Origin of the sequence: Paenarthrobacter sp. NPDC091669, assembly GCF_044756725.1 — a bacterium.
In the GTDB taxonomy this organism is placed as follows: domain Bacteria; phylum Actinomycetota; class Actinomycetes; order Actinomycetales; family Micrococcaceae; genus Arthrobacter; species Arthrobacter bambusae_C.
This window is the reverse complement of the sequence record NZ_JBIVTK010000011.1, coordinates 1-21,569: the sequence shown is the minus strand read 5'-3', so window position 1 is coordinate 21,569 and position 21,569 is coordinate 1. Positions and strand designations below refer to the sequence as shown.

The following is a 21,569-nucleotide window of genomic DNA, read 5'->3' as shown; positions in this document are numbered from 1 at the left end:
TTCAGAGCACCACTTCACGTTGTTCAAGGGCGGATTTGTAGCAGGCATCGAGCACCAGGGCACGGCTGAGGGCGAGTGAACCGTCGTGGCTTCCCCATACGGTCTCGCCGCCGCGCACAGCGGCGATGAAATCGTCGACGACGGCCTGATGGGCTCGCCCGGGTTCGGCCACCACTTCGAAGTCAGCGTTTTCGCCGTCCTTCTCGGTGAAGACGTGAACGTCCGCCACGGGGTTCTCGGAGGCGCCGACCGAGCGCAAGTCCGCTCCGCCGTCGGTCCCGTAAACGGTGAAGTCCATGAGGTCCCGCTCGTCGCGGTACGTGGCCCACCCCGCTTCCAGGATCAAGGTACCGCCGCCTTCCAACCGGATAAACGCCGAAGCGAAGTCTTCCACTTCAAACTTATGACTGGAGTTCGAAGCTGTGTAGCGGGCGTTGCCGCCGAGGCCGCGCGGGCCGAGTTCGGAGTGGGTCGACGCCGAGACGGACAGCACCTTAGGCTCGCCGAGGAGGTGCAGCGAGTAGTCCAGGACGTGGACACCGATATCAGCCAGCGGACCACCGCCGGCGAGTTCCGGGTTGGTGAACCAGCTACCCAGCATCGGAATGCCTTGGCGGCGGAGCCACGACGCCTTGGCGTAGTACGGACGGCCCAGCGTGCCGGCGTCGATCACTTCCTTGAGCGCCTGGATGTCGCCGCGGCGGCGGTGGTTGAACGCGACGTCCAGGACACGGCCGGCCTTACGGGCGGCGTCCACCATCTGTTGACCTTCGACGGCGTTACGCGCCAATGGCTTTTCGCTCAGCACATGCAGTCCCCGCTCGAGCGAGGCAATGGCGATCGGCGCGTGCAGGAACGTCGGCACGGCGACGCTGACGGCGTCGAGGCCTTCGAGCTCGATCATGTCCTCCCAACGGGCGAACGCGTGGGGAATGCTGTACTCCTCCTTCAGCTGGGCAAGAAGGTCGGCTTCCATGCCCGCGACGGCGACAATCTCGACGCCGGGAATGTTGCTGTACGCCTTGAGGTGCTGCTGGCCGGCCCAACCGATGCCCACAACTCCCACCTTGAGGGTTGCGGACGGGGCCTGCTGCTGAATGCTCACGTTGTTCCTGTTCTTTCTGGGGTTTCTTAAAGTCTGTGAGGGGTTTGGGGACTTCGTGACGGGGCCTAGCCCTTGACCGCTCCGGCCGTCATGCCGGAAACGATGCGCTTCTGGCACACGAGCACCAGGATCACCAGCGGCACTGTGATGATCACCGACGCGGCGCTGATGGTGCCGAGGGGTTGGTCGAACTCGCTGGTTCCACTGAAGAACGCAATCGCGACCGGAACGGGCCGGGCCTCCGGCGAGGTGGTCAGCGTGACGGCCAGGAGGAATTCGTTCCAGACCGAGATGAACACCAAGATCGCCGTCGTCGCCAGGCCGGGGACCGCAAGCGGGAGGATCACCTTGCGGAAGGCGACAAACGGCGTGGCACCGTCCATGTACGCGGATTCCTCCAGCTCACGCGGGATCTCCTTGAAGAACGACGTCAGCGTGTAGATCGCCAGCGGCAACGCGAACGTCAGTTTCGGGATGATGAGGCCCAGCAAGGTGTCGTACAGGCCGATCTCGCGCCAGATGGAGAACATCGGGGCCGCGATGGCGATGGCCGGGAACGTGGTGACCGAGAGGATGAGCGTCAGGATCATCGCCTTGCGGCGCATCTTCAGCCTGGCCAGCGCATAGGCGGCGAAGGACGCGAACACCAGCGCCACCGTTGTAGTCACGACGGCGATAATCACCGAGTTGCGCAAGGCCAGGAGGAACTCGGGGTTCTGGAAGACCACCAAATAGTTCTCGAGGGTCGGCTGGCTCGGGAAGAGCTCGCCTTGGGACAGGCTCGCTCCCTTCTTAAGGGAGGTGTTCACCAGCCAGTAGAACGGGATAAGCGAGAAAGCCATGACGGCCACCACGAACACCCACACCAGGGGATGCAGTTTCGATTCCCCACGCAAGCGACGCTTCGGCGCCTTGGGGCGCGTGGCGAGTTCCGCCGTCGGGCGTTCTGCAGTCAGCGTGCTCATTGTTCCTCCTTCGCGACGTCGCGGATGTTGCCGCCAGCGAAGCGGACGTAGATGACCGAGACCACCATGACGGTGAGGAAGGTCAGGATGGACAGTGCCGAGCCTTCGCCCACCAACCGGTTTTCGCGCAATTGCGTGTAGGCGAGCATGGACATGGATTCGGTGCCGTTGGCGCCGCGGGTGAGCACAAACGGGAGGTCGAAGACGCGGAGGGCGTCCATGGTGCGGAAGATCGCGGCGAGGACGATCGCCGGACGCAGCAGCGGCAGAGTGATGTTGACGAAGGTCTGCCATTTGCTGGCGCCGTCGAGTTCTGCGGCCTCGTACGTTTCGGCTGAGATGACCTGCAGGCCAGCCAGGATGATGAGCGCCGCAAAGGGCGTGGTCTTCCAGACGTCGGCCATGACGATCACGGCCATCGCGTAGCCGTGCTCACCGAGCCAGACCACGTCGCCGCCCGGCAGTCCCAGCGTGGAGAGGACGTTGGTGACGAGGCCCATGTTGGGCTGGAACATCGTTTGCCAGGTGATGGCGCTGACCACTGTGATGATCGCGTAGGGCAGCAGAACCACGGTGCGCAGGACGGCGCGGCCCTTGAACGCGAGGTTGAGCAGTAACGCCATGGCCGTGCCGAGGATGAGTTCCAAGCTGACAGAGAGGCCCGCGAACAGGAACGTCTGGCCGAAGGCGGCCCACCACTCTTGGCTTGCCAGTGCTGTGACGTAGTTTTCCAGTCCGACGAAGCGTGACAGGCCTGCGGTGCGGACGCTGTACTGGTTCAGCGAGAGCCAGATCGCGTAGCCGATGGGCACCGCCGCAACCAGCGCCATGATAACCAGCGACGGCGCGGTCATGCGGAACGCGAGCTTGCGTTCGGCTCGGTCGCGGCCGCTGACTCGGCTTGGTGGGATTGTTTTGATGGCCATGACTAGAAGCTCGCCTTGGCGGTGGTGATTTCGTCAGCCATCTTCTGCACAGCTTCTTCGGTGGAGGCGGTGCCGGAGAGGACGGCGTAGACGTTCTTGTAGATCGCCTGCGAGATCTGCGGGTAGACCGGGGAGATCGGGCGCGGCTTGGCACCCTTCACTGAGGCGAGGAGTTCCGTGGCGAACGGCATCTTCTGCAGGACCGCCGGGTCAGAGTAGGCGGCCTCGTTGACCGGGGCCTGTGAGTAGTCCATGGCCACGTGCTTCTGCCAGTCCGGGGTGGTTGCGAAGTCGATGAACGCGACAGCTCCGGCCTGGTTGGTGGAGTGGGCCGAGATCGCCAGGTTCCAGCCGCCGAGCACGCCGGAGGCCTTGCCGCCTTCCCATGCCGGCAGCGGCGCGACCGCGAAGCTTGAAGCCAGCGGCGTCGCGTTCAACAGCCGGTACACGTGCGGCCAGTTGCGCTGGTATCCGAAGTCGCCGGACTCGTAAGCGAGGCGGGCCGGGTCTTCGTTGTAGGTGAGGACGGCGCGGTCGGCTGAGCCGTTCTTGAGGCCGTCGCTCATGAAGTTCAGGACGTCGCGGGTTTCCTTGGAGTCGATCTTCACCTCGCCCTGATCGTTGAGGACTTCGCCGCCTGCCCTGTAGAGCATTTCGAGGAAGTTCACCGTGAGGCCCTCGTACTGCTTGCCCTGGTAGACGTATCCGTTGCCGGGGGCCTTGGCGGCTTCCGCGTAGAGCTGCTGCCAGGACTCGGGCTTGGCTACCTTGTCCTTCTGGTAGTAGATCAATCCGGCGTTGGTGAAGAACGGCGAACCCCAGTACTTGTCCTGGTACTTGGTGGTTTCCACAGTGGAGGGAATGAGCCGGTCCTTGTTGGCTTCCACCAGCTTGGTCTGGTCCAGCAGCCAGCCCTGGGAGGCGAACTCGGAGGTCCAGATCACGTCCGTGATGAAGAGGTCGCACTCGGTGGACTTGCCCTCAAGCCGCTGCACAATCTGCGTGCGCGCCTCATCCGTGGTGGCACCGATCTCCGTGTACTTGGCCGTGACCTTGCCGTTCGCCTTGGTGAATGCTTCCGCCGTGCCCTTGTAGATGCCGCTCGCGTCCTTGACGCCGCAGATGTTGACCGCGCCGCTGGCATTAGCGCCCGACGCCGGATCAGCAGCTGCCGCTTGTTCCGCACCTTGGGGTGCCGCTCCCCCGCCGCACGCGCTGAGGAGGAGGGCTGCGGCTACTGCGGTCGCCGCGAGGGCCTTTCGGTTTCGGGGGGCTTTCTTCTGGAGCGGGAGAGCAGGTCGGTTCAAGTCCACAAGTGGCTCCTTTGGTGACTGTGGGCGGTGGCCTTCAGTGCGCGTTTTGGCTGTCCCGCGCCCTGAGGGTGGCTTCTTTGCCGGTGGTTCTTATGATCCATGGAATCGATTCCAAATGTGTTCAAAAGAATCGGCCTTGCGGCCGTGGAATCGATTCCAGAGTAGTGTGACAGGGACCACTGAGGGCTGTCAACCCTCTTTATTTGGTGGAGTCCCGGATCACGAGTTCGTGAGGGAGGAAGGTTCTTCCCTTGCGATGGGAACCCTCGACTGTCATTCGTTCGAGGAGTTCCGCGAAGGCGACTCGACCCATTTCGTAGGCCGGTTGGCGGACTGTGGTCAGCTCCGGGACGCACATTTCTGCCTGGGCCGAGTCATCGAAACCTGCCACGGCGATGTCATCCGGGACCTTTAGGCCTGCATCCGTGAGTTCGCGGACGCAGCCGGCCGCGACGATGTCAGTACCGCAGAAGACGGCGTCCGGGAGGTCTTTTGCTTTGAGGAGCTTCTTCGTGAGATTGCGGCCGGAGTGGAAGCCGAAGTTGCCTTCGGCGAGCAGGATCTGATCTGGTTCCAAGCCCGCTTCCGTGAGGGCCTGGCGAAATCCTTCCTCGCGTAGCCGGCCCGAGCGGGCTCCTCTGTGGGCGAGCATCGCCAGCTTCTTGGCGCCGGTGTCGATCAGGTGCTTGGTGATGTCGTACCCGGCTTGGCGGTCATCGATGGACACTCCGAATGCCGCCTCGGCGTCAACGATTTCACAAACCTGGATGACACTGAGCTGCTCGGCGACTGTGTTGACTTCGTCGTCCTGCATAGTTGGTGAGAAGATCACCAGTCCGTCCACGGAACCATTCCGCAGCATGTCCACGAGCTGCTGCTCGCGATCCAAATTTCCGTCGGTCGCCGCGATGAGGCTGACGTATCCTGAGACCGCTGCAGCGTCGCCGACTCCCCGGAAGACTTCGCTGATCACGAGCGAGTCCAGGTTCTTGGCGAGGGCCAGCACGCGCATCGTCCGGTCTCTTCTGAGGTCCCTCGCCGAAGCAAGCGGGCGATAGCTAAGCTCCCGGATGGCGGCGTTGACCTTATCCTTCGCAGTTTCGCTGACAGCCGGGCTCCCGTTCAAAACGCGCGAAACCGTCCCCACAGACACACCAGCAGTCCTGGCGACGTCCTGCACTGTCGGCCGAGCCATTCGATTGTCCTTCCGCGAGCACCGACGATGGTCCTTGCCGCCACGCCTCTGCGCGCCCACTCTAGCGATTCCACGGCGGCTAGGCATTTGTCTGGATGGGTTCAGGTCTGGGCGCTAGTCACACCACTTCTACGCCACCTGGCAGCAACTAATTCATGCCTGCCCAACACCAACTTTTGGTCAAAAGAGCCAATTAATTCCACCCTTTCGCCACCCCAGCCTCAGTTTCTCGCGCACGCTTGGCCAACTACGAACTGCCCTCGCAGACCCGCCAATTCAACTTCTGCAGACTCGCTGGCCGGCCCCTGAGCTCCTCCCCAGAACTGTCGAGGCCAGGGGACGTTGCTGCTGCTTAATTATGTGTGGCGTTGACCTAGCCATGTCTAGCGCGTTGCCAACGCTTACTCCTCTTCTTCGGCCTCTGCCTGCTCCCATTCCTCGACGATGGAACCTGGCAAATCGATTCCCTCAAGAAGCTCTTCAGGGTCCTGTTGTCTTAACCAAATTAGGAATGAACGGTCTACCACGTTGAGCTTCTTTAACGCTGAGTCATAATCAAGTACTAAAGGGGTGATCCCATGTTTTACCTGAAGAGATGCGACGCTCTTCAGCGCTTGGGAGACGCTGCCCGCATTAACGGGTTTCTTCGGATGATGACGGTCGATGCGCTTTCGGAGCCAGCGGTATGCGAGGCCACGCTCTAGTTGCTCAGGTGGCGCCATAATAACGGGCAGCAGCAGCCATTTGTACATCTCAAATTCTGTTTCACCGAAACCACCGGCAAAGTTCACCAGAAACTCACTGTACCTACCGGACTGTGCGTCAACGACAACTCGGAGAATCTGCTGCGCATCGCCTTGAATCACCGGTGGAGTACCGTCAGACCTCAGGTTGACGCCAGCTTTTTCACACGCGTGGAGGCAGCTCTCCTGAACTACATGGATACTGTCGTTGCTCCCATCGAGGAGTGCTGATACGAAAGATTCTTCGAAGCGGACATTAAGGTGCTGCTCGCCGATGGTGATAGCTTCGAAGAGTTCCTCACGTGTCCACGCATCGGCATTGACCGTTGCAATTCGTCCAGCGAGGTCACCATTGAACTGGACCAGCCGATTCTGCTGCAACCAAACACCGACGATAATGAAAACCAAAGATGAGTTTTCATGAAACGCTTTCAAAGCGATTGCAAAATCTCGTTGTGTTGCTTCCGGTAGGTAATGGAAGTCTTCTAAAACGATCCACCTATTGAATCCAATGCTTTCCAGGGCTCCTATTACCTCATTGACATCGGCGGGGTCGAGTTCAAGCGGCTTCGATGCCACGCTGTCGGAATGGCCTTTGTCCCCAGAAGCTTCCAGCCCTCCTTCGACACCTTTTCCGAAGAGCGTTGCCTTCAACGTCGCCTTAGCCGTGATCTTGGCGCTACCTGTCTCCGTACGGGTACGACTCATCTCGACTTCAAACCCTGCTTGCTTCAAGATGGCCGTGTTCAACTGAGAGAGGTTCTGCTTATTTGAGCACGTCACGACTTGATACTCATCTGGTTTCAGATGAAATTTTCTGAGGCTGGTTTTGCCTTGCTTCGAACTTCCGTAAACAATGACGTGCTTGTCACGTGTTAGGCTCGCGACGAACTCATCGTCCACTGCTGGCCGGGTTACGTAGTTCATAGGCAACTCGCGGCTAACCCCAAAAACATCAGTTGCTCGCACCAAACCCGGTGTCGACGAAAACATCCTGCCCCCTTCGGTACTTCCAACGAGGTAAACAGTACCCGACCCAACCAGTCTCTCCTGGTGGCAGTTGTAACCGACAGATCTCGCGCAACCGCCATCGGACGTCTCCAGCTACAGCTCCTTCACAGGGCGGCCAACTCAGAACCAAGGGCACGGGACTCCAGGACTTCATTTTCGCTAAAGGCAACTCCAAGGTCGTATACATTAGCGGGATAGGGCATCCGAACTGGGTCTCTAGGCTCACCAAAAGTCACCCCGAAAGGCCCAAATCGTTGTCCACCGGATACCTAGACTTTGTGCCACCGCCACTACTCGATCAACTCGTAGAAGGTCAGTGGCTCCCACTTATTGGGGCTGGCTTCTCGCGCAACGCATCAGTACAGATTGGCGAAGCGCCTCCGGATTGGAAGAATCTTGGCAAGGCTTTGGCCGAGCACTTACCAGATTTTGACTCCACGGTGGGCCCCCTCGAGATAGTCTCCGCGTACGAACATGCTTTCGGTCGGAGCACACTCGTCGATAAGATCGCGCGCCTTACACGGGTCTACGACGCACGCCCCGGGAAGACTCACACCGCCTTCGCGGAACTTGGATTCGAGACTGTGTTGACAACCAACTTCGACTTCCTTCTTGAGCGTGCGTATGAAACGGCGGGTAGACCCTGCGTGCCTCTGATAGGGGAATCTCAACTTGCTGGACTGAGCCTTTCGACGGGACCGAAGCTCTACAAGCTCCACGGAGATATCCACCATCCTGAGAATCTTGTAATGACGGAATCCGACTATGACCTCTTTCTGAACCGCTGGCCCTTGCTCGCTACGGCCGTGACCTCACTATTCATCAGCCAGACACCAGTACTCATTGGCTACAGCTTCGATGACCCAGATACACGGCAACTCATGGCCTTGATCAAAGAACGGCTTGGCGGACTCAGCCGCCAGGTGTGGTGCTTGCAGATTGGGGCTTCCGCCCAGGAAATAGCCCGATTTGAGCGTCGTGGTGTCCGCGTTATAAACCTTCCACGAAAGCAAGGCCTTTCGTTTGACGAGCAGTTGCGAAGGTTCTTCAGTGAAATCGGAACATATTGGCGCCGGACACTACTTGAACGTGGCCAAAGCACAGATGAGAAGGTCAAAGCTGACCTTCTGGTCCCGGCTGAGAGCAGTGTTACGTGCTACTTCGAAGTACCGCTAAGCTCAGTTGCTTGGTATAAGGAAGCTGTGTTTCCACTCGTTGAGGAAGCAGGCTTCGCGCCGGTGGTAGCCAGTGATGTCCAAACACCCCCGGGAACAGAAACCACCAAAGGCGATGCCTTGGCACAACGAGCCAGGATCATCCTCGTAGATGTAAGTAGCGAGACGGGCCTGCAGTATGCAGCTCTTGCCGCATTGAAACGAGACGTTCGCCATGTGTTATTGGTCAAAGGAGTCGGAGATTCGGTCCCCGATATCCTGAGCGGCCTCACGACTCTCATCCGTAATGAAAAGAACGCGGAGGCATTTCAGAAGTCATTTCGTGAGTGGATCACAAAGTTTCAAGACAATGCTTTAGAGTCCAGGCGAAGTGAGGCCGAAAGGCTGCTTGAGAAGGACGACCCAGAAGGAGCCCTCGTCTCAGCCGTGGCTTTACTTGAGGCAGAGTTGAGTAGGCGAATGGATAAAACTAAGACGTCAAGCATTCCTCGGTCTAATCCCAATGCTTGGTTGTCCACGGCCGTCGAGGCAGGTCTGATAAACAAGAGTAAGTATGGGGAGCTCGCCAACGCAGTTCGAGCCCGCAATGAGATCGTCCACGGCAAAGCCACCGTGCACATGAAGGAGGCCGCCCGGCATGTCTCCGTCATACTGAAAGTCGTCAGAGAATTACCCTCACCTCGCTCTGACTGATCGAAAGTTGTAGGCGACAAACGCTCCGGCGGAGATATGGCGCCTATCGATGGTTAGCACGGTACGGATTCTCGCTACCTGACCCGGTTCTCACCAGATTCCGAATGAGGAGCCCGAAGTTGCCAGACCATCACAGGGCGCCGGGACGAGTCTGGTACAGCTACCGCCTCAGGGTGGTACTTCGCGTCGAGATGAGTACGGACGTGCAATCGTGGACCGCTGCTTGGGCCCGTCCTCGACCTTCAGCTCCCGCCAAAGTCCGTTGAGCCCGTTTGCAGCCGCCGTGCGAGGGACTTTTGGTTCCGTCTTTCCGATGTGGGACCCAACGATAAGGATGTGGCCGTTGCCACTGTCGCCTGTGGCGTTACTTATCGCGCCCCACCGCCAATCGGTTTCCCGTCGGCAGCCTCCAAACCGTAGAGACGACACTGGCAATCATTAATCACCCTAATTGGTTGCAGATCTGGGCGCGTCCACTTCAGTCGCTAATCCGGAACGCTCTGAAAGCATCCAGATGCCTGGCAGTCACACAAAATCCCGTCCAGCCATTGTCAGTACACAAACGTGGTCGAGCAAGCGCCTTTCCCCGCGGTTATCAGCGGCAGCCCCCAATGCCTTGGTATCCCAAACCCCCAACCCCACGCCCGCCCCCTTGACTCCCACCCCCACCTTCCCTAAACTTTTCATAAAGCAGAATCTAAATTCCACAAAGCGGAAACTGAGGCCAAGTACCAAGGCAGCAGCCAAGCAGCAGGAAGATAGATCAAAGCCCCTCCTCGGAAGGACCTACGATGACGTACACAGTGAACTGCTCCATCCTCCTGACGGAGCTGCCCTTGCTCGAGCGCCCCGCCGCCGCGAAGGCAGCCGGTTTTGACGCCGTCGAGTTCTGGTGGCCCTTCGCCACTTCGGTTCCCACCGACAAAGAGGCAACAGAGTTTGAAACAGCCATCAAGGACGCCGGCGTTCAGCTCACAGGCCTGAACTTCAACGCCGGCAACATGCCCGGCGGTGACCGCGGCCTGGTTTCCTGGAAGGGACGTTGCTCCGAGTTCAAGGACAACATCGACGTCGTAGCCGGCATCGGTGAGCGCCTCGGCTGCAAGGCCTTCAACGCCCTCTACGGCAACCGCCAGGACGAGTTCACCCCTGAAGAGCAGGACGAACTCGCGGCCAAGAACCTCGCCGCAGCAGCAGAAGGCGTCGCCCGCATCGGCGGCACCGTCCTCCTCGAACCGGTCAGCGGCGCACCCAAGTACCCGCTCCTCACCGCCGAAGACGCACTCAAGGTCATCGCCCGCGTCAAGGCAGAATCCGGCGCACAGAACATCAAGCTCCTCGCCGACTTCTACCACCTGGCAGTCAACGGCGACGACGTCGAATCCGTCATCGAGAACCACGCCAAGGACTTCGGCCACATCCAGATCGCCGACAACCCCGGCCGCGGCGCTCCCGGCACCGGCACCCTCCCCCTCGGCGAATGGATCGCCCGCAGCCGCGAACTCGGCTACGACGGCTACATCGGCCTCGAGTACAAGGAACCGCAGGAATCGGCTTTCAGCTGGGCCATCCGCCAGCGCGCCAACGCCAACTAGCGAACGACGGCGGCACCCGCCTAAGCATCCAGCACACCTGAGCTAAAAAGACTTTCAGAAAGAGAACCACAATGAGCAACGTTGCAGTCATCGGCCTCGGAATCATGGGCCTCCCCATGGCCATCAACCTCGTCAAGGCCGGCCACACGGTCACCGGTTTCAACCGCAGCCAGGACAAGATCGACAAGCTCGTCTCCGAGGGCGGCCAGGGTGCCACGAGCATCGCGGACGCAGTCAAGGACGCCGACGTCGTCATCACTATGGTCCCGGACTCCCCCGATGTTGAGAGTGTTGTCAGCGGCAAGGACGGCGTCTTCGCCAACGCGAAGAAGGGCACCATCTGGATCGACGCATCCAGCATCCGCCCGGACGTCGCCAAGCGCCTCTCCGAAGATGCAGTCGCAGCAGGCATCCGCCCGCTCGACGCTCCCGTATCCGGTGGTGAGCAGGGCGCCATCGACGCCGTTCTGTCCATCATGGTCGGCGGCGAAGCTGCTGACTTCGAGGCAGCACAGGATGTCCTCAACGCAGTGGGCAAGACCATCGTCCACGTCGGCCCGTCCGGTTCCGGCCAGACCGTCAAGGCAGCCAACCAGCTGATCGTGGCCGTCAACATACAGGTCCTCGGCGAGGCAATCGCCTTCCTCGAGGCTTACGGCGTAGACACCGACGCAGCACTGAAGGTCCTTGGCGGCGGCTTGGCCGGCTCCAAGGTCCTCGACCAGAAGGGTCAGAAGATGCTCGACCGCAACTTCGACCCCGGCTTCCGCCTGGCCCTCCACCACAAGGACCTGGGCATCGTCACCTCCGCAGCCCGCGAAGCCAACGTCGCTGTCCCGCTCGGCGCAGTCGTCGCCCAGCTCGTCGCCGCAACCGTCAACCAGGGCGACGGCGGCCTCGACCACTCGGGCCTCTTCAAGCAGGTCCTCCAGCTCAGCGGCCGCAAGTAAGCCCAAAGGCACCAAGCAACAAAAAGCAGGGAACCCGCCGTCGTAAGTAAACGACGGCGGCTCCCTCACCACACCCAAAAACACCACAGACTTCGCCCGAAAGGGCAAAAAACAAGGAGTACACCATGGCAAAGATGCGCACCGTTGATGCGGCCGTAGCCATCCTGGAAAAGGAAGGCGCAACCGAAGCTTTCGGTCTGCCCGGCGCAGCGATCAACCCCTTCTACTCAGCAATGCGTGCCCACGGCGGCATCCGCCACACGCTGGCCCGCCACGTTGAAGGCGCCAGCCACATGGCTGACGGCTACAGCCGCGCAGCTGATGGCAACATCGGCATCTGCATCGGCACGTCGGGCCCCGCTGGCACGGACATGATCACCGGCCTGTACGCAGCCCAGGCAGACTCGATCCCCATGCTCTGCATCACCGGCCAGGCACCCGTTGCCAAGCTGCACAAGGAAGACTTCCAGGCCGTGGACATCGAGTCCATCGCCAAGCCGTTGACCAAGTTCGCCATGACCATCCTGGAGCCAGGCCAGGTTCCCGGCGCGTTCCAGAAGGCGTTCCAGCTGATGCGTTCGGGTCGCCCGGGCCCGGTTCTGCTGGACCTGCCCATCGACGTTCAGATGGCCGAGATCGAGTTCGACATCGACGCCTACGAGCCCTTGCCGGTGGAGAAGCCCAAGGCTTCCCGCAAGCAGCTGGAAAAGGCACTGGACCTGCTGACCGCAGCCCAGCACCCACTGATCGTTGCCGGTGGCGGCATCATCAACGCCGGCGCTTCGGCCCAGTTGGTTGAGCTGGCCGAGATCCTGAACGTTCCCGTTATCCCCACGCTGATGGGTTGGGGCGCCATCCCGGACGACCACCAGCTGATGGCCGGCATGGTTGGCCTGCAGACCTCGCACCGCTACGGCAACGAGACGTTCCTGCAGAGCGACTTCGTGATCGGCATCGGCAACCGTTGGGCCAACCGCCACACCGGCGGCCTGGACACCTACACGGCTGGCCGTAAGTTCGTGCACATCGACATTGAGCCGACGCAGATCGGTCGCGTTTTCTCGCCTGACTTGGGCATCACGTCCGACGCCGGTGCGGCGCTGGACGGTCTGTTGGAGCTGGCTCGCGAACGCCAGGCTGCCAAGACCCTGCCGGACTACTCGGGTTGGGTTGCCGAGTGCCAGGAGCGCAAGGGCTCCCTGCACCGCAAGACCAACTTCGACAACGTGCCGATTAAGCCGCAGCGTGTGTACCAGGAGATGAACAAGGCCTTCGGTCGCGACACCACCTACGTGTCCACCATTGGTCTCTCGCAGATCGCCGGCGCACAGATGCTGCACGTGTTCGGTGCCCGCAAGTGGATCAACGCTGGGCAGGCCGGCCCGCTGGGTTGGACCGGTCCCGCCGCCTTGGGCGTAGTTCGTGGCACCCCGGACGCCACTGTTGTTGCCCTGTCCGGTGACTACGACTTCCAGTTCATGATCGAGGAACTGGCCGTTGGCGCACAGTTCAACCTGCCGTACATCCACGTTGTGGTGAACAACAGCTACCTGGGCCTGATCCGTCAGAGCCAGCGCGGCTTCAACATGGAACAGAACGTTTCCCTGGCCTTCGAGAACATCAACTCCCCGGAGACCAACGGCTACGGTGTTGACCACATCAAGGTTGCTGAGGGCTTGGGCGTCAAGGCCATCCGCGTTGAGGACCCCAACGATCTGCCTGCCGCCTTCGATAAGGCCAAGGCACTCATGGGCGAGTTCAAGGTTCCCGTGGTTGTTGAAGTAATCCTGGAAAAGATCACCAACATCTCCATGGGCGTTGAGATCAGCGGCGTGAACGAGTTCGAAGAGTTGGCAGAAACCGCGGCGGACGCACCCACCGCGATCCTGACCAAAGCGTAAGTAAGTAAAGGAAGGAGGCACCGGAATGCGTGTTGTCATCGCCCCGGACAAATTCAAGGGCTCGCTGTCCGCGCCCGACGTCGCCGAGCACCTGGCAACAGGACTGCTGGCGGGGTTCGGCCACGGTATACAAGCAACACGCATTCCGGTGGCCGACGGCGGCGAAGGAACCATCGACGCCGCCATCGGCTCCGGCTTCACCCGCCGGACCACCACCGTCACCGGCCCGCTGGGCGATCCAGTGAAGGCCGACTTCGCAGTGCGGGAACAGGAAGCTGTCATCGAAATGGCGGCAGCTTCCGGTCTCGCCCTCCTCCCGGACGGCCCCACCTCCCAGACGGCCAAAACGGCAACCAGCATCGGCACGGGTGAACTCATCCGCGCCGCGCTGGACCTCGGCTGCCGCAAGATCATCCTGGGTGTGGGCGGCAGCGCCAACACCGACGCCGGCGCAGGAGTCCTGCAGGGCCTCGGCGCCGTGTTCCTGGACAAGAACGGCAACGAGCTCCCCGGCGGCGGCGCGGCCCTGGCCGAGCTGGACACCATCGACTTCTCCAACTTCGACGTCCGCGTCGAAGCAACGGAGTTCGTGTTGGCGTCCGACGTCGACAATCCCCTTTTGGGGGCCAGAGGAGCCCCAGCCATCTTCGGTCCGCAGAAGGGCGCGACGCCGGACGACGTCGCCGAACTGGATGCGGCCGCAAGCCACTTCGTGGACGTGCTCGCAGCCACAACCGGCCAGCACGCCAAGTATGCCGCCAAGGCAGAAGGCGCCGGAGCAGCCGGCGGCGTTGGCTACATTGCCATCGCGGCGCTGAAGGCAGAGCGGCGGCCGGGCATCGACGTCGTGCTTGAATTCACTGAACTCGAGCACAGGCTCAAAGGCGCCGATCTGGTGATCACTGGAGAAGGCAGCCTGGACGAGCAAAGCCTGCTCGGCAAGACGCCCATGGGCGTCTCGCGGGCGGCACAACGGAACGGGGTTCCCGTGATCGCAGTGTGCGGCCGGAGTACCCTGAGCCGTGAACAACTCACGGATGCCGGCTTCCACACGGTCCATGCCCTGACCGATCTGGAAAAAGATGTCCAAAAATGTATCGCTGAAGCAGGTCCGTTGCTTGAACAATTAGGTAAGCACATAGGCGTGTACCTGGCGGAACGGACCGAAAACAAGGAGTACCTCAATGTCTGAAGCAATCGGCGCCTATGACCTCGTTATCCGGGGCCAGCGCATCCTGACCACCGCCGGCCTCGCAGCACGCGAAGTTGGCATCCGCGACGGCATCATCGTCGCCATCGAACCCCTGGGCAACGGCCTGACGGGCAACGAGGTCATCGAACTCGCAGACGACGAGACCCTCATCCCCGGCCTGGTGGACACCCACGTCCACGTCAACGAGCCCGGCCGCACCGAGTGGGAGGGCTTCGCCTCCGCTACCCGTGCCGCCGCAGCCGGTGGCGTGACCACCATCATCGACATGCCGCTGAACAGCATCCCGCCCACCACCAGCGTGGACGGCCTGGAGCAGAAGCGCGTAGTCGCCAAGGACCAGGCGTTCGTGGACGTCGGATTCTGGGGCGGTGCCATCCCGGGCAACAAGAGCGACCTCCGCCCGCTGCACGACGAAGGCGTTTTCGGCTTCAAGTGCTTCCTCCTCCACTCCGGCGTGGACGAGTTCCCGCACCTGGATGCGGACGAGATGGAAGAGGACATGGCTGAGCTCAAGTCCTTCGACTCCCTCATGATCGTGCACGCCGAGGACTCCCACGCGATCGACCGCGCCCCGCACCCCGGCGGCGACCACTACGAAACCTTCCTGGCCTCCCGCCCCCGCGGCGCCGAGAACAAGGCCATCGCCGAGGTCATCGAGCGCGCCCGCTGGACCGGCGCCCGCGCCCACATCCTGCACCTCTCCTCGTCGGACGCCCTGCCGATGATCGCTTCGGCAAAGCGCGACGGCGTCAACCTCACCGTTGAGACCTGCCCGCACTACCTGACGCTCATGGCCGAAGAAATCCCCGACGGCGCCACGGCCTACAAGTGCTGCCCGCCCATCCGTGAGGCCTCCAACCGCGAGCTCCTCTGGAAGGGCCTGCAGGACGGCACCATCGACTGCATCGTCTCGGACCACTCCCCCTCCACACTGGACCTGAAGGACCTGGAAAACGGCGACTTCGCTGTGGCATGGGGCGGCGTTTCCTCGCTGCAGCTGGGCCTGTCCCTGATCTGGACCGAAGCCCGCCACCGCGGCATCCCGCTGGAGCAGGTCGTCTCCTGGATGGCCGAGAAGCCCGCCGCCTTGGCCCGCCTGCACAACAAGGGCCAGCTCGCCCTGGGCTACGACGCCGACTTCTCCATCTTCGCCCCGGACGAAGCCTTCGTTGTGGACGTCACCAAGCTCAAGCACAAGAACCCGATCACGCCGTACGACGGCCGTCCTCTGGCCGGCGTCGTCCGCAAGACCTACCTGCGCGGCACCCCGATCGACGGCCAGAACCCCGGCGGCAAGCTGCTCCGCCGCGGCAACGTTTAGGTCAACCGCCATGGCAGTCAATGCCTACGGGCCACCGCCGGCACGGGGAACTTCCCCTCGACGGAACGGCATGACCGCACACGGCCTGGCGCTCTGGGTCAACCCGGCCGAGGGCGACGAGATCGATCCTGCAGTCTGGGAGCGGGCCGCACGCCTTGTGCTGGCCCGCGCCATGAAACTTGCCCCGGAGGCGGAAGTCCGCATCTGGCCCGCCACCGGGGCACAGCACTCCGGCGTCGGCGACACTTCCTGGGGCGGCACTCCGCAGGAAGCCGCCGACGCCGGTACCACCGGGTCGCAGGCAAGTACCGTCTCGCTCGCCGATGCCCTCGCGGAGGCGCGTTCGGTGAACCGTTCTGAAGCCGTTTCCGACGGCGGCGACCGCGCCGAAGCGGGCGACAGCACCGCCGTCGAGCCCGTAACGTTGGCCAGCCGCCGCAGCCAACTTGCGGTGGACCTCGCCGCTGAAGTAGTGCTGCTGGACGGCCAGCCGGTTTCCTTTACTGGCATGGAATACAAGCTGCTGCGCTACCTCGTGGTCAACTGCTCGCGGGCTATCAGTCGTGAAGAATTGCAACGTTTCCTGGAGTCATTTGACCTCCCTGGCGCGGCATTTCGCTCGATCGACGTTTATGTTGGAAGGGTGCGGCGGAAGCTAGGCTCCGCCCGACACACCGTCGCCACCGTCCGTGGTGGCGGCTACCAGTTCGTGCCAGGGCCCTATGCCACAGTGCGCGGACCTGCGGAATACAGCATCTAGATTCGCTGTTCTGTCCATTAGACAATCCGTTTTTGAATGATGAATGCCGGCTGTTTGCCGGTGAAACGTAAAGGATCGCCATGACCCAGAAACTCCTCGTCGGAACGCAAGCACCTGATTTCGCGCTTCTCGACGCCGACGGCACCAAGGTCTCGCTGTCCGACTACCGCGGACGCAACGTCATTGTGTACTTCTACCCGAAGGCAGCCACCCCCGGCTGCACCACCGAGGCTTGCGACTTCCGCGACAACCTCGCCAGCCTCCAGGGCAAGGGCTACGACGTCATCGGGATCTCCCCGGACGGCCCTGAGGCCCTCGCCAAGTTCACCGGCGAATTCGCCCTGACCTTCCCGCTGCTCTCCGACGAAGACCACTCCGTTGCCCTCGCCTACGGCGCCTGGGGCGAGAAGCTGGTTGACGGCGAGATCGTGGAAGGCCTGGTCCGCTCCACCGTTGTCCTCGACGGCGAAGGCACCGTGAAGCTTACCCAGTACCAGGTCTCCGCGCAGGGCCACGTCCAGGCGCTCAAGGAAGAGCTGGGCGTCTAACCCTCTCCCACATCCCACGGGCTTGAGCCGCACGCTCTCTCACATCCCACGGGCTTGAGCCGCACGCTCTCTCACATCCCACGGGCTTGAGCCGCACGCTCTCGCACATAACTGAACAAAACCTGTAACGCCCGCCCACTTTTTGTGAGCGGGCGTTTCATGTGTCGTGACTAAACGTGACAAATACCCAGCAGCATTAGTTAATGGAGCCATGGTCTCTTCCCCACCCGTGCGCCACGCTGTAGTCGTCGAAGATGACGCCGACATCCGCGGACTCCTTGTCCTGGTCCTCGAGCAGCTCGACTTTGTGGTGACCGAAGCACCTGACGGCCTGTCCGGCGTCGAGGCTGTCCGCAATACCAACGCGGAACTCGTGACTCTCGATGTGAATCTTCCGGACATTGACGGCATGGAAGTCTGCCGCCGCCTCCGGGAATTTTCGGACGCGTACATCCTCATGCTCACGGCACGGGCGGACGAGATCGACCGGCTCAATGGCCTGGACATCGGCTCGGACGACTACATCAATAAGCCCTTCAGCCCCAAGGAACTCCAGGCCCGCATCCGTGCACTCTTCCGCCGGGCCCGCACGCCCGCTGCCCCTGCCGAGGACAGCCGCCAAACGGACGAACTCGAGCGCGCCGCGGTGGTGCAAAAGAGCCTCCTCCCGCGCGAAACAGTCCGCCTCGAAGGATACGACGTCGCAGGCGCCTTCCGCCCCACCCGCAGCGTTGGTGGGGACTTCTACGACTGGTACCAGACCCGCGACGGCATGCACCTGACGTTCGCGGACGCCATGGGCAAGGGCATGGGCGCGGCCTTGATCGCAGCCACCGTGCGCGCCGTGATGCGTTCAGTGGCTGACACCCCGGCCATCGACGCCGCCTTCGCATCAGCCAGCGCCACCATCACCTCGGACCTGGACCAGTCCGGCTCCTTCGCCACCATGTTCCACGCGCGGCTGGATGCTCCGTCCGGCAGACTCAGCTATATCGACGCCGGTCACGGACTTGCCCTCTACATCCCGGCTGAGGGGGCGGCGCAGAGGCTTGTCTCCGCAGGGCCCCCGGTGGGCATTCTCGACGGTCAGCACTGGCCCGCCGCTGAGCTCCTGCTGGAGCCAGGCGACACGCTGGTCATCGTCAGCGACGGTGTTCTGGACGCCCACGCTTCCCTCGAGGATTTCATCCGGAACGTCGAAAAGGCAGCCCGGAGCGAGGAAACCTCGGACGATGTGTGCGCGGCCCTGCTGGAGTTGGCACCTGCGGAAACAGCGGAAGACGACGTGACCGCCGTCGTCGTTCGCAGGAAACCTGACGTCCAGCACTAAAGACCACAAAAAGGGGGGATTGTGACACGTTTCTGGACCCGGCTGCTGGTTGTCCTTACAGTCATTCTGGGCGTCAACTATGTGGCGTGGCGTTGGATGGCATCGCTGAACTGGGACGCGTGGTGGATCGCCGTTCCGTTGGTGATCGCCGAAACGTACAGCCTCATTGACGTGATGCTGTTCGGCCTGACGGTATGGAACCTGAAGATCCGCAAGCCCCCACCCCCCGCGCCGGCCGACGCCACCGTGGACGTTTTCATCACCACCTACAACGAGCCGCTGGACCTCGTCATGACCACGGCCCTGGCAGCCAAGGACATCCGCTGGCCGCACAGCACCTGGATACTCGACGACGGCGATCGCCCCGAGATGCGCCAACTCGCCGAGTCGAACGGGATTGGCTACGTGACGCGTGGCGCGGACTGGACACCGGACATGCCGCGGCACGCCAAAGCCGGCAACCTGAACAACGCCCTGATGGTCACCTCCGGCGAGTACCTGTTGATTCTCGACGCCGACCAGATCCCCGAGCCGGACATCCTGGACAAGACGCTGGGCTACTTCAACGACGACCGCGTGGCGTTGGTCCAGACTCCGCAGTACTTCATCAACGTCCCCGCCGACGATCCCCTGGGCAGCCAGGCACCCTTGTTCTACGGACCCATCCAGCAGGGCAAGGACGGCTGGAACGCGGCGTTCTTCTGCGGCTCCAACGCCATCCTCCGCCGGGAAGCACTCATGCAGCTCGGCCTGGTGGGCTACGTCAAAGCCACCGAGGAAAGCGTGCGCCGGGCCCTGGCGGCCTCCAAGCAGGCCATCAAGAAGGCACGCCGCTCCGAAGAAGCCCGCAACCCGCTGGTGGAGCAGATGCTCAACGAGGTGGAGGCAGCAACCAACACAGCCCAGCAGGAACTCGAAGCACGCGTATCCCTGAGCGAGATCACGTACCGTGTGCGCCGAAAAGTGGACGAAGCCGTGCGCACCCTCGTGGCCGCCGATTTCTCCGCACTGCAGGCCGACCTCGAAGAGATCGCCGCCATGGAACTCGCCCACATCGGCGAGTCCGGCGTGACCACTGTGGCGAGTGACGCCGTCGACCGTATGTCCGGCCGCGACTGGTCACCGTTGGGTGCGCTCGAGTCGGTCCACGCGGTTCTGGACGCCATCTCCGTGGAACGCACCGACGAAGCGCAGCCGATCATGCCACTGGCCACCATCTCCGTCACTGAGGACATGGCCACGTCCATGCGCCTGCACGGCCTCGGCTGGAAGAGTGTCTACCACCACGAAATCCTCGCCAACGGCCTGGCCCCCGAAGACCTCAAGACCATGCTGACCCAACGCCTTCGCTGGGCCCAAGGCACCATGCAGGTCCTCCTTCGCGAGAATCCGCTGGTGCAGCGCCGCATGTCCTGGGGCCAGCGGCTCATGTACTTCTCCACCATGTGGAGCTACCTCAGCGGCTTCGCGGCCGTGGTGTACTTCGCGGCACCCATCATCTACCTGACGCTCGGCATCTTGCCTGTGAGCAGCCTCAGCTTCGACTTCTTCATCCGGTTCATCCCGTTCATGGTGGTCAACCAGTTGCTGTTCGTGGTGGCCGGGCACGGCATCCCCACGTGGCGCGGACAGCAGTACAGCCTTGCGCTGTTCCCCACCTGGATCAAGGCGTGCACGACGGCGGCACGGAACGTTTGGTTTGGACGACCCCTCGGGTTTGCCGTCACCCCCAAAGCCCGGCAGAGCGGCGGCCCGAGTTGGAGCCTGATCCGGCCGCAGATCATCGTGGCGGTATTGCTGGCCATTGCGCTGGTGGTGGGGATCGCCCGGCTGTTGACTGGTCTTTCGGAGCCCCTCGGCACGCTGGTGAACGTCGCCTGGGTGGCGTTCGACCTCGTGGTCCTGAGCGTGCTGGTCAAGGCAGTTTTGTACAAGGGTTTTATCCCTGAAGATGTTGGGCCTGAGCGCCCCGAGGAAAGGAATGCAGATGCAGTTCAGCTATGAGGTCAAGGACTCCTACGCGGAGGTGAAGAGCGTGGGCCGCTTGAACATGGTGGCAGCGCCCAAGCTCCGCGAGGTCGTGAACGAGGTTGTTGCCGGCGGTTCCAGCCGGGTTGTGGTCAACCTGTCGGAGACGGACTTCATGGACTCCTCAGGCCTCGGAGCGCTCATCGGTTGCCTCAAAGCCGCACGCCAGGCAGGTGGCGACCTCCGCATTGCCGGTGTGCAGCCACAGGTCAAAATGGTCCTGGAACTGACCAACATGGACCGGGTGCTCACGGCGTACCCCTCAGCCGAGGAGGCGTTCGGAGATGACTGAGGTTATTGCCCGCCGGGGGTTCCACGGGCCTTCCAATGAGGAAGCGATCGAGGCCATCCACAACGAGTTGGACGCGCTGTGGGACGACGCCGCCTTCGTGCCGGACATGGACCGGATGACCTTTGCCACCGCAGTCATCGAGGCCGCGGCGAACATTGTGCAGCACGCTCTTCCTGTGGCAGAGAAGCCCGTGGAGATCGACGTCGACATCAGCGTCCGGCCCTCCCGGCTGGTCGCGAGGGTCAGCGCGTACAACGCCCGTGAGCCCTTTGCGAGCGACATGCAGGCGTCCATGCCCGACTCGGACGCTGAATCCGGGCGCGGGTTGGCGCTCATCGAGGCCTTGGTGACCACGGTGACGTTCGAGCGCCAGGACGGCACCAACACCTGGATCCTCACCCGCAACACCTGACCCTCGTTACCTTTTTCGTAGCCCGTTTCCTGGTGCAGGATATGGGTGTGCTGGCCTGCTGACCCCGGCATGATTGCGACCCTCTGTTGATTC

At 62.1% G+C, this 21,569-nt stretch carries 17 protein-coding genes and 1 pseudogene; 12 read left to right on the top strand and 6 right to left on the bottom strand.

Annotation, left to right across the window (positions count from 1 at the left end):
* Position 1 precedes the first annotated feature (1 nt).
* From ACIQLI_RS17630 to ACIQLI_RS17605, 6 genes are all read right to left on the bottom strand, one after another.
* Positions 2–1,105 (bottom strand): Gfo/Idh/MocA family protein, encoded by a 1,104-nt coding sequence (locus tag ACIQLI_RS17630; RefSeq protein WP_400390724.1) that lies wholly within the window; start codon positions 1,103–1,105, stop codon positions 2–4.
* 65 nt (positions 1,106–1,170) lie between these two features.
* On the bottom strand, positions 1,171–2,070 hold the full coding sequence (locus tag ACIQLI_RS17625) for a carbohydrate ABC transporter permease (RefSeq protein WP_210065905.1): 900 nt from the start codon (positions 2,068–2,070) through the stop codon (positions 1,171–1,173).
* Positions 2,067–2,996 carry a carbohydrate ABC transporter permease gene (locus tag ACIQLI_RS17620; protein WP_400390722.1) on the bottom strand — a complete coding sequence of 310 codons (930 nt, stop codon included), beginning with the start codon at positions 2,994–2,996 and terminating at the stop codon, positions 2,067–2,069. Before ACIQLI_RS17620 ends, ACIQLI_RS17625 begins: the two co-directional genes overlap by 4 nt.
* 2 nt (positions 2,997–2,998) lie before the next feature.
* Positions 2,999–4,309: an ABC transporter substrate-binding protein gene (locus ACIQLI_RS17615; protein ID WP_400390720.1), complete on the bottom strand. Its 1,311-nt coding sequence runs from the start codon at positions 4,307–4,309 to the stop codon at positions 2,999–3,001.
* Positions 4,310–4,508: 199 nt separating this feature from the next.
* Positions 4,509–5,504, bottom strand: coding sequence for a LacI family DNA-binding transcriptional regulator (locus ACIQLI_RS17610; RefSeq protein WP_400390718.1), 996 nt, complete (start codon positions 5,502–5,504; stop codon positions 4,509–4,511).
* A gap of 401 nt (positions 5,505–5,905) precedes the next feature.
* Positions 5,906–7,240: a hypothetical protein gene (locus ACIQLI_RS17605; RefSeq protein ID WP_400390716.1), complete on the bottom strand. Its 1,335-nt coding sequence runs from the start codon at positions 7,238–7,240 to the stop codon at positions 5,906–5,908.
* A 272-nt stretch (positions 7,241–7,512) separates the two neighbouring features.
* On the opposite strand from ACIQLI_RS17605, the gene ACIQLI_RS17600 reads away from it, so the two are divergent.
* The 12 genes and pseudogenes from ACIQLI_RS17600 (at position 7,513) to ACIQLI_RS17545 (ending at position 21,476) form a co-directional block, all read left to right on the top strand.
* Complete coding sequence (locus ACIQLI_RS17600; protein ID WP_400390714.1) at positions 7,513–9,126, top strand: SIR2 family NAD-dependent protein deacylase; 1,614 nt, start codon at positions 7,513–7,515, stop codon at positions 9,124–9,126.
* Between the two features lie 791 nt (positions 9,127–9,917).
* Positions 9,918–10,721: a hydroxypyruvate isomerase family protein gene (locus ACIQLI_RS17595; protein WP_400390712.1), complete on the top strand. Its 804-nt coding sequence runs from the start codon at positions 9,918–9,920 to the stop codon at positions 10,719–10,721.
* Between the two features lie 53 nt (positions 10,722–10,774).
* Positions 10,775–11,671, top strand: a pseudogene (locus ACIQLI_RS17590) (2-hydroxy-3-oxopropionate reductase); the annotation flags it as partial.
* Between the two features lie 125 nt (positions 11,672–11,796).
* Positions 11,797–13,572 carry a glyoxylate carboligase gene (gcl, locus tag ACIQLI_RS17585; protein WP_400390710.1) on the top strand — a complete coding sequence of 592 codons (1,776 nt, stop codon included), beginning with the start codon at positions 11,797–11,799 and terminating at the stop codon, positions 13,570–13,572.
* Between the two features lie 25 nt (positions 13,573–13,597).
* Positions 13,598–14,764: a glycerate kinase gene (locus tag ACIQLI_RS17580; RefSeq protein ID WP_400390708.1), complete on the top strand. Its 1,167-nt coding sequence runs from the start codon at positions 13,598–13,600 to the stop codon at positions 14,762–14,764.
* On the top strand, positions 14,757–16,106 hold the full coding sequence (gene allB / locus ACIQLI_RS17575; protein ID WP_026547015.1) for an allantoinase AllB: 1,350 nt from the start codon (positions 14,757–14,759) through the stop codon (positions 16,104–16,106). The genes ACIQLI_RS17580 and allB overlap by 8 nt, the downstream gene beginning before the upstream one ends.
* Positions 16,107–16,116: 10 nt before the next feature.
* Entirely contained in the window at positions 16,117–16,866 is a 750-nt protein-coding gene (locus ACIQLI_RS17570) for a winged helix-turn-helix domain-containing protein (RefSeq protein WP_400390706.1), read from the top strand.
* An 80-nt stretch (positions 16,867–16,946) separates the two neighbouring features.
* Positions 16,947–17,414 (top strand): thioredoxin-dependent thiol peroxidase, encoded by a 468-nt coding sequence (bcp, locus tag ACIQLI_RS17565; RefSeq protein ID WP_400390704.1) that lies wholly within the window; start codon positions 16,947–16,949, stop codon positions 17,412–17,414.
* A 211-nt stretch (positions 17,415–17,625) separates the two neighbouring features.
* On the top strand, positions 17,626–18,744 hold the full coding sequence (locus tag ACIQLI_RS17560; protein ID WP_400390702.1) for a PP2C family protein-serine/threonine phosphatase: 1,119 nt from the start codon (positions 17,626–17,628) through the stop codon (positions 18,742–18,744).
* A gap of 21 nt (positions 18,745–18,765) precedes the next feature.
* Positions 18,766–20,748, top strand: a complete 1,983-nt coding sequence (locus tag ACIQLI_RS17555; protein ID WP_400390700.1) for a glycosyltransferase family 2 protein — start codon at positions 18,766–18,768, stop codon at positions 20,746–20,748.
* Complete coding sequence (locus tag ACIQLI_RS17550; protein ID WP_354227729.1) at positions 20,732–21,064, top strand: STAS domain-containing protein; 333 nt, start codon at positions 20,732–20,734, stop codon at positions 21,062–21,064. Before ACIQLI_RS17555 ends, ACIQLI_RS17550 begins: the two co-directional genes overlap by 17 nt.
* Positions 21,057–21,476, top strand: coding sequence for an ATP-binding protein (locus ACIQLI_RS17545; protein WP_400390698.1), 420 nt, complete (start codon positions 21,057–21,059; stop codon positions 21,474–21,476). The genes ACIQLI_RS17550 and ACIQLI_RS17545 overlap by 8 nt, the downstream gene beginning before the upstream one ends.
* The last annotated feature ends 93 nt before the right edge of the window (positions 21,477–21,569 follow it).

Excerpts from the sequence above, each read along its gene's own strand:
- ACIQLI_RS17625 (WP_210065905.1), bottom strand. The coding sequence starts at position 2,070 with ATGAGCACGCTGACTGCAGAACGCCCGACGGCGGAACTCGCCACGCGC.
- ACIQLI_RS17620 (WP_400390722.1), bottom strand. The coding sequence starts at position 2,996 with ATGGCCATCAAAACAATCCCACCAAGCCGAGTCAGCGGCCGCGACCGA.
- ACIQLI_RS17610 (WP_400390718.1), bottom strand. The coding sequence starts at position 5,504 with ATGGCTCGGCCGACAGTGCAGGACGTCGCCAGGACTGCTGGTGTGTCT.
- ACIQLI_RS17605 (WP_400390716.1), bottom strand. The coding sequence starts at position 7,240 with ATGTTTTCGTCGACACCGGGTTTGGTGCGAGCAACTGATGTTTTTGGG.
- ACIQLI_RS17595 (WP_400390712.1), top strand. The coding sequence starts at position 9,918 with ATGACGTACACAGTGAACTGCTCCATCCTCCTGACGGAGCTGCCCTTG.
- gcl (WP_400390710.1), top strand. The coding sequence starts at position 11,797 with ATGGCAAAGATGCGCACCGTTGATGCGGCCGTAGCCATCCTGGAAAAG.
- ACIQLI_RS17580 (WP_400390708.1), top strand. The coding sequence starts at position 13,598 with ATGCGTGTTGTCATCGCCCCGGACAAATTCAAGGGCTCGCTGTCCGCG.
- allB (WP_026547015.1), top strand. The coding sequence starts at position 14,757 with ATGTCTGAAGCAATCGGCGCCTATGACCTCGTTATCCGGGGCCAGCGC.
- ACIQLI_RS17570 (WP_400390706.1), top strand. The coding sequence starts at position 16,117 with ATGGCAGTCAATGCCTACGGGCCACCGCCGGCACGGGGAACTTCCCCT.
- bcp (WP_400390704.1), top strand. The coding sequence starts at position 16,947 with ATGACCCAGAAACTCCTCGTCGGAACGCAAGCACCTGATTTCGCGCTT.
- ACIQLI_RS17560 (WP_400390702.1), top strand. The coding sequence starts at position 17,626 with ATGGTCTCTTCCCCACCCGTGCGCCACGCTGTAGTCGTCGAAGATGAC.
- ACIQLI_RS17550 (WP_354227729.1), top strand. The coding sequence starts at position 20,732 with ATGCAGTTCAGCTATGAGGTCAAGGACTCCTACGCGGAGGTGAAGAGC.
- ACIQLI_RS17545 (WP_400390698.1), top strand. The coding sequence starts at position 21,057 with ATGACTGAGGTTATTGCCCGCCGGGGGTTCCACGGGCCTTCCAATGAG.